Origin of the sequence: Nocardia sp. NPDC051911, assembly GCF_040681035.1 — a bacterium.
Lineage (GTDB): Bacteria > Actinomycetota > Actinomycetes > Mycobacteriales > Mycobacteriaceae > Nocardia > Nocardia sichangensis.
Map to the genome: position 1 here is coordinate 171,055 of NZ_JBFAXY010000014.1, position 14,094 is coordinate 185,148.

13 protein-coding genes are annotated in these 14,094 nt (G+C 69.2%); 1 reads left to right on the top strand and 12 read right to left on the bottom strand.

Going from position 1 to position 14,094, the window contains the following annotated elements:
• Positions 1-2 precede the first annotated feature (2 nt).
• From AB0L97_RS19560 to AB0L97_RS19595, 8 genes are all read right to left on the bottom strand, one after another.
• The gene (locus AB0L97_RS19560) at positions 3-1,217 is read right to left on the bottom strand and encodes a phosphoglycerate kinase (RefSeq protein ID WP_364431323.1); all 1,215 of its coding nucleotides are present in this window, start codon (positions 1,215-1,217) and stop codon (positions 3-5) included.
• Positions 1,218-1,222: 5 nt separating this feature from the next.
• Positions 1,223-2,242 carry a type I glyceraldehyde-3-phosphate dehydrogenase gene (gap, locus tag AB0L97_RS19565; RefSeq protein ID WP_040867484.1) on the bottom strand — a complete coding sequence of 340 codons (1,020 nt, stop codon included), beginning with the start codon at positions 2,240-2,242 and terminating at the stop codon, positions 1,223-1,225.
• 199 nt (positions 2,243-2,441) lie between these two features.
• Positions 2,442-3,425 (bottom strand): DNA-binding protein WhiA, encoded by a 984-nt coding sequence (gene whiA, locus AB0L97_RS19570; protein ID WP_043693711.1) that lies wholly within the window; start codon positions 3,423-3,425, stop codon positions 2,442-2,444.
• Positions 3,416-4,462, bottom strand: a complete 1,047-nt coding sequence (gene yvcK / locus AB0L97_RS19575; RefSeq protein ID WP_364431328.1) for a uridine diphosphate-N-acetylglucosamine-binding protein YvcK — start codon at positions 4,460-4,462, stop codon at positions 3,416-3,418. Before yvcK ends, whiA begins: the two co-directional genes overlap by 10 nt.
• Positions 4,459-5,439 (bottom strand): RNase adapter RapZ, encoded by a 981-nt coding sequence (gene rapZ, locus AB0L97_RS19580; protein ID WP_355070745.1) that lies wholly within the window; start codon positions 5,437-5,439, stop codon positions 4,459-4,461. The genes yvcK and rapZ overlap by 4 nt, the downstream gene beginning before the upstream one ends.
• Before the next feature lie 111 nt (positions 5,440-5,550).
• Positions 5,551-7,560, bottom strand: coding sequence for an excinuclease ABC subunit UvrC (uvrC, locus tag AB0L97_RS19585; RefSeq protein ID WP_355070743.1), 2,010 nt, complete (start codon positions 7,558-7,560; stop codon positions 5,551-5,553).
• Between the two features lie 57 nt (positions 7,561-7,617).
• Positions 7,618-8,043: a hypothetical protein gene (locus AB0L97_RS19590; protein WP_355070741.1), complete on the bottom strand. Its 426-nt coding sequence runs from the start codon at positions 8,041-8,043 to the stop codon at positions 7,618-7,620.
• 125 nt (positions 8,044-8,168) lie between these two features.
• On the bottom strand, positions 8,169-8,858 hold the full coding sequence (locus tag AB0L97_RS19595) for an HAD-IA family hydrolase (protein WP_355070739.1): 690 nt from the start codon (positions 8,856-8,858) through the stop codon (positions 8,169-8,171).
• 213 nt (positions 8,859-9,071) lie between these two features.
• Here AB0L97_RS19595 and AB0L97_RS19600 point away from each other — a divergent pair, with 213 nt between their 5' ends.
• A complete protein-coding gene (locus AB0L97_RS19600; RefSeq protein ID WP_364431367.1) occupies positions 9,072-10,964 on the top strand; it encodes a gamma-glutamyltransferase family protein in 1,893 nt (630 codons plus the stop codon).
• 89 nt (positions 10,965-11,053) lie between these two features.
• On the opposite strand, the gene AB0L97_RS19605 is transcribed toward AB0L97_RS19600, so the two are convergent.
• The 4 genes from AB0L97_RS19605 to AB0L97_RS19620 all read right to left on the bottom strand — a co-directional run bounded on the left by AB0L97_RS19605 (position 11,054) and on the right by AB0L97_RS19620 (position 13,905).
• The gene (locus tag AB0L97_RS19605; protein ID WP_364431335.1) at positions 11,054-11,593 is read right to left on the bottom strand and encodes a GNAT family N-acetyltransferase; all 540 of its coding nucleotides are present in this window, start codon (positions 11,591-11,593) and stop codon (positions 11,054-11,056) included.
• A gap of 62 nt (positions 11,594-11,655) precedes the next feature.
• On the bottom strand, positions 11,656-12,147 hold the full coding sequence (locus tag AB0L97_RS19610) for a PH domain-containing protein (RefSeq protein WP_355070735.1): 492 nt from the start codon (positions 12,145-12,147) through the stop codon (positions 11,656-11,658).
• Between the two features lie 2 nt (positions 12,148-12,149).
• A complete protein-coding gene (gene ribH / locus AB0L97_RS19615) occupies positions 12,150-12,629 on the bottom strand; it encodes a 6,7-dimethyl-8-ribityllumazine synthase (protein ID WP_355070733.1) in 480 nt (159 codons plus the stop codon).
• Positions 12,630-12,660: 31 nt separating this feature from the next.
• Positions 12,661-13,905: a bifunctional 3,4-dihydroxy-2-butanone-4-phosphate synthase/GTP cyclohydrolase II gene (locus AB0L97_RS19620; RefSeq protein WP_355070731.1), complete on the bottom strand. Its 1,245-nt coding sequence runs from the start codon at positions 13,903-13,905 to the stop codon at positions 12,661-12,663.
• Between the last annotated feature and the right edge of the window lie 189 nt (positions 13,906-14,094).

The window sequence follows — 14,094 nt, forward strand, 5'->3', positions numbered from 1 at the left end:
GCTCAGCCCTCCAACACCGCGATACCGGGCAGTTCTTTGCCCTCCAGGTACTCCAGCGACGCGCCGCCACCGGTGGAGATGTGCGAGAAGCCGTCCTCGGGCAGGCCGAGCGCCCGCACGGCCGCGGCCGAGTCGCCGCCGCCGACCACGGTGAACGCGCCCTTGCCGGTGGCCGTCACGATCGCCTCGGCCACCCCGCGGGTGCCCGCGGCGAACTTCTCGAACTCGAACACGCCCATCGGCCCGTTCCAGAACACGGTCCGCGCCTCGGTCAGCAGCGCCGAGAAGCGGTCAACCGAATCCGGGCCGATGTCCAGGCCCAGCCAGCCGTCCGGGATCTCGTGCGCGGGCACGACCTTCGTCTCCGCGTCCGCGGCGAACTTGTCGGCCACCACGATGTCGCGTGGCAGGTGGATGACGTCGGCGTACTGCTCGAGCAGCCGCTTGCAGGTGTCGACCATCTCTTGCTGCAACAGCGAGGCGCCTACCGAAAGGCCCTGTGCGGCAAGGAAGGTAAAGCACATGCCGCCGCCGATCACCAGCGTGTCGACCTTCGGCGCGAGCGCTTCGATGACCGCCAGTTTGTCGGAGACCTTGGATCCGCCGAGCACGACCGCGTACGGCCGGTCCGGCGTCTCGGTCAGCTTGGCCAGTACCTCGACCTCGGCCGCGACCAGCTTGCCCGCGTAGTGCGGCAGCGACTGCGCGACGTCGTACACCGACGCCTGCTTGCGGTGCACCACACCGAACCCGTCGGAGACGAACGCGCCGTCGTCGCCGACCAGCTCGACCAGCGCCGCGGCCAGCTTGGCCCGGTCGGCGTCGTCCTTGCTGGTCTCGCGCGGGTCGAAGCGGATGTTCTCCAGCAGCAGCACGTCGCCGTCGGTGAGGCCCTCGGACCGCGCGAGCGCGTCCTGGCCCACCACGTCACCGGCGAGCTGCACGTTGCGGCCCAGCTCCTCGGCGAGCCTGGCGGCCACCGGCGCCAGCGAAAGCTTCGGGTCCGGTCCGCCCTTCGGCCTGCCGAGGTGCGCGGTCACGACGACTTTGGCGCCCGCTTCGGCGAGCGCCTTGATGGTCGGCGCCGAGGCGATGATGCGGCCCGGGTCGGTGATCTGTCCCTTGTCGTCGAGGGGCACGTTCAGATCGGAGCGCACCAGTACGCCCCGGCCCTCGACACCCTCGTCGAGCAGATCCGCGAGTGTCTTGACAGCCATGCGCGTCAGAGCGACTTGCCGACGAGGCCGATGAGATCGGCGAGACGGTTGGAGTAGCCCCACTCGTTGTCGTACCAGGACACAACCTTGACCTGGTTGTCGATCACCTTGGTGAGCGGCGCGTCGTAGATCGAGGAGGCCGGGTCGGTGACGATGTCGCTGGAGACGATCGGGTCGGTGTTGTACTTCAGGATGCCCTTCAGCGGGCCCTCGGCGGCGGCCTTGTAGGCGGCGTTGATCTCCTCGATCGAGGCCGACTTGCGCAGGGTGGCGGTCAGGTCGGTGACCGAGCCCGTCGGCACCGGGACGCGCAGCGCGTAGCCGTCCAGCTTGCCCTGCAGCTCGGGCAGCACCAAGCCGATGGCCTTGGCGGCGCCGGTGCCGGTGGGCACAATGTTCAGCGCGGCGGCGCGGGCGCGGCGCAGGTCGCTGTGCGGGCCGTCCTGCAGGTTCTGGTCCTGGGTGTAGGCGTGGATGGTGGTCATCAGGCCGTGCTCGATGCCGAACTCGTCGTTGAGCACCTTGGCCAGCGGGCCGAGGCAGTTGGTGGTGCACGAGGCGTTGGAGATGATGTTCTGGCTGCCGTCGTACTTGTCGTCGTTGACGCCCATGACGATGGTGATGTCCTCGCCCTTGGCCGGCGCGGAGATGATCACCTTCTTGGCGCCCGCGGCCAGGTGGCCCTTGGCCTTGGTGGCATCGGTGAAGATGCCGGTGGACTCGACGACCACGTCGACGCCCAGGTCACCCCAGGGCAGCGCGGCGGGGCCCTCCTTGATGGCCAGCGCCTTGATCCGCTGGTCGCCCACCACGATGGTGTCGTCGCCGTCGAGCGAGACGTCCTGGGGCAGACGGCCCAGGATCGAGTCGTACTTGAGCAGGGTCGCGAGGGTCGCGTTGTCGGTGAGGTCGTTGACCGCGACGATCTCGATGTCGGTGGTGCCGAGCGCCTTCTGCGCCTCCACCGCCCGGAAGAAGTTACGTCCGATACGACCGAAGCCGTTGATGCCTACACGGACAGTCACGTTATCGCTCCTCAACTTTCCAGCGGATCATTCCGATGTCCACTCACACTAACGTCCTGCCGTGACCTCTCCGACACGCACCTGGCTTTCGTGAGCGCGGGGTTGCCTGGTCAGACGCCCGACCAGGACGAGTTCCGGCCGCCGGAAACGCCGCGATCCCCGCGCCGGGGGCGGCGCGGGGATCGCGGGAAACGTGAGCTCAGGCTTCGTCGAGCAGTTCGGCCGTGACGGCCGATTCGGTGTCCGGTACGCCCAGTTCCTTGGCCCGCCGGTCGGCCATCGACAGCAGCCGCCGGATGCGGCCCGCGACAGCGTCTTTCGTCATCGGCGGATCGGCGAGCTGGCCGAGTTCCTCCAGCGAGGCCTGCCGGTGCTGCACTCGCAACCGGCCTGCGGCGGCGAGATGATCGGGCACGTCGTCGCTGAGGATCTCCAGCGCGCGTTCCACCCGCGCCGCCGCGGCGACCGCGGCACGCGCCGAGCGGCGCAGATTGGCGTCGTCGAAGTTGGCCAGCCGATTCGCGGTCGCGCGCACCTCGCGGCGCAGCCTGCGCTCCTCCCACACCATCCTGGTGCCGTGCGCGCCCATCCTGGTCAGCAGCGCGCCGATCGCCTCACCGTCGCGCACCACCACGCGATCGGTGCCGCGTACCTCCCGCGCCTTGGCCGTGATGCCGAGCCGACGGGCCGCGCCGACCAGCGCCAGCGCCGCCTCGGGGCCGGGGCAGCTGACCTCGAGGGCCGAGGAACGTCCGGGCTCGGTGAGCGAGCCGTGGGCGAGAAACGCACCGCGCCAAGCGGCTTCGGCGTCGGCGATGCTGCCGCCGACCACCTGCGCGGGCAGGCCGCGCACCGGACGGCCGCGGACATCGAGCAGACCGGTCTGCCGGGCCAGCGCCTCGCCCTCCTTCGACACCCGCACCACGTACCGGGAGGTCTTGCGCAGTCCACCCGCGCCGAGCACGTGCACGTCGGAGCCATAGCCGTAGAGCTCGAAGATCTCCCGGCGCAGCCTGCGCGCGATGGACCCCATGTCCACCTCGGCCTCGACGATCACCCGGCCGCCGACGATGTGCAGGCCACCCGCGAAACGCAGCAGAGCGGACAGTTCCGCCTTGCGGGAACTCACCTGCGACACCGTGAGCCTGCTCAGCTCGTCTTTTACATCGGCTGTCATCGCCACGGGACGCGCTCCTTTCCACCCAACCCGGAACGCACATCCTGACCCATGTGCCGTCCCTCGACTCGAAGCCCTGCCATTTGCGGCCGAGGTTGCCGGATCAGTTGATCCAGTGCGGCGGCAAGCTTTCCGGGGTGATGCCGGTCCGTTCCCGCTTCGGCGACATCGGAGAAGGTTACTCGTGCCCGCAACTGTTCGGCAGCCCTGGCCACATGTTCCCGCTCGCGGCCCTCCGGCACGCAGCCGGAATCGACCAGCACCTCATCGACGACGAATTCCGGTGCGTGCTGGGACAATACATGCAAATGCCGCTCCGCGGAGAACCCCGCGGTCTCCCCCGGCTCCGCGGCGAGATTGAGCACCAGCACTTTCCGCGCCCTGGTGTACACCAGGGCCTCCCGTAGCTCGGGGATGAGGACGTGCGGAATCACGCTGGTGAACCACGATCCCGGGCCCAGCACCACGACATCGGCGTGTTCGATCGCCGAGGTCGCCTCCGGACCGGCCGGTGGATCGGACGGAATCAGCCGCACCCGCCGCACCTTACCCGGCGTGGTGGCGATGGCAACTTGGCCGCGAATGCACCGGCTCACCCGCGGATCGGCCTCCAGCCCGGATACATCCGCCTCGATGTCCAGCGCGATCGGCGACATGGGCAGCACCCGGCCGGTGATGCGCAACATGCGGGCGACTTCGTCCAGGGCGGCCACCGGATCGCCGAGCACCTCGGTGAGCCCGGCCAGGATCAGGTTGCCCACGGAGTGCCCGGCCAGCGCGCCGGTTCCGCCGAACCGATGCTGCACGGTCCGCGTCCAGACGCCGTCGGCGTCCGCGGCCAAAGCGGCCAGCGCCATCCGGAGATCGCCCGGCGGCAGCACCCCCAACTCGGCGCGTAGTCGCCCCGAGGAGCCGCCGTCGTCGGCGACGGTGACCACCGCGCAGATCTTCCTGGTCAGCCGCCGCACCGCGGTCAGTGTCGCGTACAGGCCGTGTCCGCCACCCAGCGCGACGATGCTGGGATTGGATTCCCAACCGGTCATTCTCGCCCCAGATCTCGATGCACGACCCGGACCACGTCGGCGGACTCCTCCGCGCCGCCGGTGACCTCGCTCATCAACTCGCCCAGTGCCTCGGCAATCGCGACGCTCCGGTGCTTGCCTCCGGTGCAGCCCACTGCGACCGTCATGTATCGCTTCCCCTCTTGGCGGTAACCGTTCGTGGTCAGCTCGACCAGGTGGTGGCAGGTACGCAGGTAATCCTCCGCACCGGGACGCGACAGCACGTACTCGCTGACCACCGTCTCCTGACCGGTATGTTCCCGCAACTCCGGTATCCAATGCGGATTGGGTAGAAAACGGACATCTAACACCATGTCGGCGTCCAGCGGAACTCCGTACTTGAAGCCGAACGACTGCACGGTGAGCTGCAACGCGGAGGGCGCGCCGCCGCCGTAGGCCTCCTCCATCTTGCGGTGCAGCTGATGGATGGACAGCTCGGTGGTGTCGATCACCAGGTCGGCGGCGGCCTTCACGGCGGACAGCCGCACCCGCTCGGCGGCGATGCCTGCCGACAGCGTGCCGTCCTTGCTCTCGCTCTGCAGCGGATGCCTCCGCCGCGCGAAACCGAAACGGCGGATCAGCACGTCATCGGATGCCTCGAGGAAGAGGACCCTGGTGCGCACGCCGAGCGTCCGCAACTGCTCGGTGACCACCGACAGATCACCGGTGAAGAACCGGCTGCGCACGTCCATGACCAGCGCGAGACGGCGGATCGGCGGCTTGGCGGAGGCACCCAGCTCCACCATCCGCCCGAACAGCTCTGGGGGCAGGTTGTCGGCCACGTACCAGCCGAGGTCCTCGAGCACACGGGCGGCGGTGCCTCGGCCCGCGCCAGAGAGCCCGGTCACGATCACGACCTCGACCTGCGGGTTCGCCCCGCCGACGGCGCTGGACGAGGCCACTCGTCCCGCGCTCGTCGGCGGGTTGCCCGCACTGCTGTTCGATTCGACGCGTGTCATGTCCTACCGGATCCGTCTCTGGGGTGCCTTCCGATCATCGCGCACCGGTTTCGGTATCTGCCGCAGACACAACGTACGCGAAACCGAAACTTCCGGTGCACTGTCGACTGACTATTCGGACTCGAGCGCCGCAAGGACCGCTTTCGCGGTCGCCAACCCGATGCCGGGCACCTCGGTGATCTCCTCGACCGTGGCCTGCTTCAGCTTGGCCACCGATCCGAAATGGGTGACCAGCGCGGTCCGGCGCGCCGTTCCGAGCCCCGGCACCGAGTCCAGGGCCGAAGCGGTCATCCGGCGGGAGCGTTTGCTGCGATGGAACGTGATGGCGAAGCGGTGCGCCTCGTCGCGGACCCGTTGCAGCAGATACAGCGCCTCGCTCGTGCGCGGCAGGATCACCGGGTCGCTCTCGCCGGGCACCCACACCTCCTCGAGCCGTTTGGCCAGGCCGACCACCGCGACATCGGTGATGCCCAGCTCGTCGAGCACCTCGGCCGCCGCGGCGACCTGGGGCGCGCCGCCGTCGACGACGAACAGGTTGGGCGGATAGGAGAACTTGCGCGGGCGTCCGGTGCTGGGATCGATGCCGGGACGGGAGGTGAGGTCCAGCGCGTCGTCGTCGCTTCCGGTCGCGGCGAGGTCCTCGTGCTCCATCATGTCGCGCTCGCGACGCAACTTGAGGAACCGGCGGCGGGTCACCTCGGCGATGCTGCCGACGTCGTCGGAGCGGCCTTCGCCCGCCGCCTCCCGGATCGTGTAGTGGCGGTACTCCGACTTGCGGGCCAGACCGTCCTCGAAGACCACGAGCGAGGCGACCACATCGGTCCCCTGCACGTGGCTGACGTCGACGCACTCGATGCGCAGCGGCGCGGTGTCCAGCTCGAGGGCGTCCTGGATCTCTTGCAGCGCTTGCGATCTCGACGTCAGATCGCCCGCTCGCTTCAGCTTGTGCTGGGCCAGCGCCTCCATCGCGTTGCGCTGCACGGTCTCGGCCAGCGCCTTCTTGTCCCCGCGCTGGGGCACGCGCAGCTTCACCGCCGAACCGCGCAGGTCCGACAACCACTGCTGGATCTGCTCGACGTCGGCGGGCAACTCGGGCACGAGTACTTCCCGGGGCACCACGGCGGCGGGCTGCTCGTCGGCCGCCTGCTCGGCCACCGCGACCTGCTCGCCGTAGAACTGAGTGAGGAACTGCTCGACCAGCGCAGCGAGTTCCCCGCCCGCCTCCGGGACGTCGACCGCGTCGCCCGACTTGTCGACCACCCAGCCGCGCTGGCCGCGCACTCGGCCGTCGCGCACATGGAAGACCTGCACCGCCACTTCCAGTTCGTCGGTGGCGAAGGCGATGACGTCGGCGTCGGTGCCCGTGCCGAGCACCACCGCCTGCTTCTCCAGCGCGCGGCGCAGCGCCTGGACGTCGTCACGCAGCCGGGCGGCGGTCTCGAAGTCCAGGTCTTCGGCGGCCGCGTGCATGCGGCGCTCCAGCTCCCGGACCAAGCGATCGGTGCGGCCTGCGAGGAAGTCGCAGAAGTCGTCGACGATCGCGCGGTGTTCTTCGGCGCTCACCCGCCCGACGCACGGGGCCGAGCATTTGTCGATGTAGCCGAGCAGGCAGGGGCGCCCGATCTGACTATGCCGCCGGAAGACTCCGTTGGAGCAGGTGCGCGCGGGAAACACCCGCAGCAGCAGATCGAGCGTCTCGCGGATGGCCCAAGCGTGCGCGAAGGGGCCGAAATAGCGGACGCCTTTGCGGCGCGCGCCGCGGTAGACGAACAACCGCGGATATTCCTCGTTCAAGGTGACGGCGAGTACCGGGTAGGACTTGTCGTCGCGGTAGCGGACGTTGAAGCGCGGATCGAACTCCTTGATCCAGTTGTATTCCAGCTGCAGCGCCTCCACCTCGGTGGAGACGACCGTCCACTCGACGCTCGCGGCCGTGGTGACCATCTGCCTTGTGCGTGGATGCAGCCCGGCGACGTCGGCGAAATACGAGTTCAGCCTGCTGCGCAGGCTCTTGGCCTTGCCGACGTAGATGACCTGCCGATGGGCGTCCCGGAATTTGTAGACACCGGGTTCGACGGGGATCGTGCCCGGCGCGGGCCGGTACGTCGCTGGATCTGCCACCCATCCAGCGTATAGACCGGGACCGACAGCCCGGCCGACGGCGGCTCCCGGCTGCGGTCATGGCACGGGGACGCCGAACCAGCCCTTGGCTTCCGGACGGCACAGCAGGTGCACGACGGCCACCGAGGTAGCCACCGAGTACCCCGCGGCGACGACGCCGACGACGGGCGGGACGCTCGCGAGGTCCCTGATCGCCCAGCACCCGACGACCGCCTGCAGGAGCGCCAGCGCGATCGTCAGCTTGCGGACGGCCGGCGCGCCCTCGGCGAATCCGAGCACGAGCAGCCCCAGCGCCCACGCGACGCAGAACTGGGTGGATGCCGTGGCGGCCGCGTCGCCGCCGCGCGTCAGATTCATCAGCACGGGATAGGCGAGTCCGAATCCCGCCATCCCGGCGACGGCTTCCCGCACGTCCCGAACCGCCGCCGGCATGGCCGTTTCCACGCCGACGGAGGGCTCCTCACCGGAGAACGCCAAGCTCACAGCCGTACCCCCGTTGGTACCGAACCTTCCGGCGCACCTTCGAACACGCCGGAATCGCACCGTAACACGGTGATGTCCTGCACAACTCGGACTTCGGCAAATGAACCGGGCGGGATCCGCGCGGGTTACTCCACGAGACCGTGCCGCCGCAACGCGGCCAGCAGCGCGTCCGGGCGCTCGGTGGTGGGCAGGGCCTCGACCAGAGCGAAGCGGCTGCCCAGCGCCTCGGCGCCGCCGTCGGCCTCGGCGCTGTCGCCGATCATCAGCGCGGACTCGGCGGCCACACCCAGTTCGCCCAAGGCGGAACGGAAGATCTCCGGATCGGGCTTCATGACACCGACCTCGTAGGAGAGGGTGAACGCGCCGACCAGCCGATCCCAGCCGCGCGCCGCGAACGACGGACGGATGTCGAACGGGATATTGCTCACCACCGCGACCGGAACACCCTGCGCCGCAAGCAGATCGAGGACGGCTTCGCTGTCGGGGTACGGCGTCCACTCCAGCGGGTCCAGCAGCCGGGCGTACAGTCGTTCGGCGTCCTCGTCGGTGGGCACTCCCGATGTGCGCAGCACCTTCATCATCACCTTGCGATGCAGCGCGGGGTCCAGGTCGCGGTGGTCCCAGGCGTACTGCGTCTCGTCGTCGAATTCGATGACGTGGTGGACCGGCGCCGTCATCCGCCGCATGATCTCGGCCTTCTCGTCCACGTCGAACGCCTGCCCGTCCGGCCGCGTCAGGTCCGCGTACCAGGATTCGTCGGCCTCCAGGCGGAACAAGGTCCCGGAGAAGTCGAACAGCACCGCCTCGATCGCCACTCGGCCCAGCCTACCGGCCGAGCATGGCGCACCGCCGGTGCACGCGGCGACCACCCATACCGTCTCGACCTCGACACACGCTGCGGCCAGGGGGATTTCGCCGGTGGGAAGGAAACCGGCGCGGCTGTCGGTACCGAGCGTTAGAGTCCCGGCATGGGGCGCAAGCGAGGAACTTGGGTCGCCGCGGCGGCGGCGTTCGCACTAACCGTCGGCATGGCCACCGCCTGCTCGTCCGGCGAAAGCCAGGCGGGCGGCGTCTGCGAGACGGTGCCGAACGGCACACCGGTGTCGGCCACCGCGGCGGGGCCCGCGGGCAGCGGCACCAAGGATCTCAGCACCAACCCGGAGATAGCGACCGGCTATCGCGCGAACATGACGCCGGTGCGTACACATACCTTCGCGGTGTCCACGGCGAACCCGCTGTCGACGAAAGCCGCGTGTGAGGTGCTGCGCGACGGTGGCACCGCGGCCGACGCGCTGATCGCGGCGCAGACGGTGCTCGGCCTGGTCGAGCCGCAGGCGTCCGGCATCGGCGGCGGTGCGTTCCTGGTCTACTACGACGCGAACACCAAGTCCGTGGACGCCTACGACGGCCGCGAGGTGGCGCCCGCCGCGGCCACCGAGAACTATCTGCGCTGGATCAGCGACATCGATCGCACCGAACCCAAGCCGAACACGCGGGCCAGCGGCCGCTCCATCGGCGTGCCCGGCGTACTTCGGATGCTCGAACTGGCGCACCACGACCACGGCAAGACCGCGTGGCGCGAACTGTTCGACCCCGCCATCGGACTGGCAGATCAGGGCTTCCCGATCAGTCCCCGCCTCGCGGGACAGATCGCGGAGTCGGCCAAGGACCTGGCCGCGGACGAAGACGCCAAGGCGTATTTCCTCAACCCGGACGGTAGCCCGAAGGCCGCCGACACCGTCCTGACCAACCCCGCCATGGCCAAGACGCTCGGCGCCGTCGCCACCGAGGGCGCGCAGGCCTTCTACACCGGCGCCGTCGCCCAGGACATCGTCGCGGCCGCGGGCCGGGCCTCCGGCGGGCGCACTCCCGGCCTGATCGCCACCCAGGACTTGGCCGGTTACCAGGCGAAGAAGCGCACCGCGCTGTGCACGAGCTACCGCGAGCACGAACTCTGCGGCATGCCGAGTCCCTCGTCGGGCGGCATCACCGTCGCCGCGGCCTTGGGCATCCTGGAGAACTTCGACCTGGCCGCCCTGCGTCCGGACAGCATCGACCGCAACGGCGGCAAGCCCAACGCCCAGGCCGTGCACTTGATCACGGAGGCCGAACGCCTCGCCTACGCCGATCGCAACAAGTACGTGGCCGACACGGATTTCGTGCCGCTGCCGGGCAATTCGGCGCAAACCTTGCTGAATCGCGACTATCTGCGACAGCGTGCCGGGCTGATCGATCCGAACCGCAGCATGGGCACCGCGCAGCCGGGTGACTTCGGCCCCGTGCCGCTCGGCGTCGGCCCGCAACCGCCCGAGCACGGCACCAGCCACATCTCGGTGGTCGACAAGTACGGCAACGCCGCGGCGATGACCACCACCGTGGAGTCGGCGTTCGGTTCGTTCCACCTGGTCGACGGCTTCGTGCTGAACAATCAGCTCACCGACTTCAACGCCGACCCGCTCGGCGCCGACGGCGTGCCGATGGCCAACCGGGTCCAGCCGGGCAAGCGCCCGCGCAGCTCCATGAGCCCGACGCTGATCTTCGGCAAGGCGCCCGACGGCTCGCGCGGCGAACTCACGCATGTCGCGGGCTCGCCCGGCGGTTCGGTGATCATCCAGTTCGTGGTGAAAACGCTGGTCAACATGTTCGACTGGGGCCTGGATCCGCAGCAGGCGGTCTCCGCGGTCGCGTTCGGCGCTGGCAACAGTCCGTCCACCGGTATCGGCGGCGAGCATCCGGCGATCAACGCCACCGACAACGGCGACCACGACCCGCTGGTGCTGCGGTTGCGCCAACTGGGCCATCAGGTCTCGGTGGCGCCCCAGTCCAGCGGCCTCAGCGCCTTGAAACGCAACGGCTCCGACGGCTGGATCGGCGGCGCGGATCCGCGACGAGAAGGCGCGGTCCTCGGCGATACGCATTGATCGAACCAGCGGGCTCGGTCGCGACCGCCCGTCCGCGTCCCGGCTGTGGCACATCGAGTGATCGGCGTGCCCGCCGGGGCGCACTGCGGCTATTTACTCCGGACCATGGGATACACGATCGGACCTCGGCCGATCGGCAGCTCACCTTGCCGCACGAAACCGAATCGCTCGTAGAAGGGCACCGTGCCGCTGGTGTTCGAGATGAGGAAACAGTCCTCCTCGGCCGCCGCCAACCGACGCTCGAGCAGCGCGCTCGCCAGTCCCCGGCCCTGTGCGCGGGGCAACGTCCCGATGGCGGCCAGATACAGATGCGGTGCCGCCGGTCGCGCATGCTCCATGTGCCGCCCGGCGGCCAGCGCCCGAGCGGTGCTCGACCCCAAGGCGCGCAGTAAGGTCAACGGCTTCGCCGTCGGTGACACCACGTGCGCCGGTTCCCACAGCGCCACACAGGCGAGGTTGCCCTCCGCGTCGTGCGCGAGGTCGACCAGACCGTTCTCCCGGCGCGACGCGATGCGCGAATCCCAGAACGGCGGCAACGCTTTCCGCCGCCGTGACGCTCCCGGCCAGAAGTAGGTCATCAGTGGATCGTCGGCGAAAGCCGCCGCGAGGACGAACGCACCTGGCTCCATGGCGGCGAGGTTAGATCAGCACGCGGGGCCGCGCGAGCCGGATGGCCGCACACCGCACCCGATCACTTCCTCCCGGAATATTTCGCGCCCAGTTCCCGCAACCGGGCCATCGCCCGCGCCGCGTGCTCCTTGTCGTTCGAGCGGATCGCCAGCAGCGGGACGTAGTCGTCGTCGACCAACTCCAGGCGCGCCCAGGACTTCCGATCCGGGAACGACACGCCTCGGATATAGTCCCAGGGAAAATCTTTGTCGCCCAGAATATTTCGCACCGACACGCCCCGCGCGCCGACCCGCACCCGTGGCCTGGTCAGTAACAGCACGGCCGCGGCGCCGAGCACACCGATCCCGATCATCGCGAGCTGATCGGCCACCCGGAAGTTGACGCCGGTAGACCCGGTGCGCAGCCAGACACCACCCACGGTGAACGCGGCCGCCACCAGCACCGCCGCGATCCAGGCCGTCCGCACCGCGCGCCGGGGCCGCACCTCGAAATCCCACTCCGACGTGTCGTCGGCCGGGCCCACATTCCTGCGAAAGATGCGAACGACCGGCATCGCTACGCGGACTGTCGCAGAGCGCGCAGTGTCAGCGCGGCGTCCAGCGCCGCGGCGGCCGCCTGCTCGCCCTTGTTCTCTTGGGACTCCGGCAGCCCGGCCCGATCCAGGGCCTGCCGCTCGTTGTTGGTGGTGAGCACTCCGTTCGCGACCGGCGTGCCCTCGTCCAGCGAAACCCGGGTGAGCCCCGCGGTCACCGCGTCGCAGACGTACTCGAAATGCGGGGTGTCACCGCGGATCACCACACCGAGCGCCACCACCGCGTCATGCGACTTGGCCAGCTCCTGGGCCACCACGGGCAGCTCCATCGCACCCGCGCAGCGCACCACCGTGATCTGCTGGACGCCCGCGTCCTTGGCCACCCGCTCTGCGTTCGCCAGCAAGGTGTCGCAGATCTGGGTGTGCCAGCGCGAGGCGACGATGCCCAAGGAGAGGTCCTTGGCGTCCGCCAGCGCGAAAGTCGGTACCCCGGTACCGCTCATCGATGTCCGCCTTTCGGAGTCTGTTCGCAGTTCAGTGGGCGGTCTCGCCGAGATCCAGCTCGTCGAGGCCGATCAGGTCGTGACCCATTCGGTCCCGCTTGGTGCGCAGGTAGCGCAGGTTCTCCGCGTTCGCGCGCAACGGCATCGGCACCCGCTCGGTGATCCGCAGGCCGTAGCCGTCCAAGCCGACCCGCTTGGCCGGATTGTTGGTGAGCAATCGCATCGACCGGATGCCCAGATCCACCAGGATCTGCGCGCCGGTGCCGTAATCGCGGGCATCCGCGGGCAGGCCGAGTTCGAGATTCGCGTCGACCGTGTCGTGGCCGGAGTCCTGCAGCTGGTAGGCCTGCAACTTGTGCATCAGGCCGATGCCGCGGCCTTCGTGACCGCGCATGTACAGCACGACACCGCGCCCCTCGGCCGCCACCATCTCCAACGCGGCATCCAGCTGCGGACCGCAGTCGCAGCGCAACGATCCGAACACGTCACCGGTCAGGCACTCCGAGTGCACGCGGACCAGGATGTCGTCGCCGTCGGTGATGTCGCCACGCACCAGCGCGACGTGCTCGACCTCGTCGTAGATGCTCTGATAGCCGACGGCCATGAACTCGCCGTGCGCGGTGGGGATGCGCGCCTCGGCCACGCGCACCACATGCTTCTCGTGCCTGCGCCGCCACGCGATCATGTCCGCGATCGAGATCAGCGCGAGCTCGTGCTCGTCGGCGAAGACGCGCAACTCCTCGGTCCGGGCCATGTGGCCCTCGTCCTTCTGGCTGACGATCTCGCAGATCACGCCCGCCGGACGCAAGCCGGCCATGCGTGCCAGATCCACCGCGGCCTCGGTGTGACCCGGCCTGCGCAGCACACCACCATCCTTGGCGCGCAACGGCACCACATGGCCGGGCCTGGTGAAATCGTCGGCCTTCGCGTCGGCGTCGGCCAGCAACCGCATCGTGGTGGCGCGGTCGGCGCCGGAGATACCGGTCGTGACACCCTCGCGCGCGTCCACCGAGACGGTGTAGGCGGTGCCGTGCTTGTCCTGGTTCATCGCGTACATCGGCGGCAGGCCGAGCCGATCGCAGTCGTCGCCGGTGAGCGGCACGCAGATGTAACCGGACGTGTAGCGGATCATGAAGGCGACCAGTTCCGGGGTGGCCTTCTCCGCCGCGAAGATGAGGTCGCCCTCGTTCTCGCGGTCCTCGTCGTCGACGACGACGACCGCCTTACCGGCGGCGATATCGGCGACTGCGCGCTCGATGCTGTCGAACCTGGTCACGTCTGCTGTGCTCCATCTCGAAATAGGTGCCTCACCACAGTACTGTGCTGGATTTGCCGCGACTGCGTCGCGGCGTGTTCGCGGCCCCCTTGTGGCTCGCGTCCGAGCGACCGCCTCTGGCGACTTCGTCGCGGACGCGGCGGCCGCTCGGACGCGAGCCGGGCCGCGAACGGCGGATGCTCGGTCTCG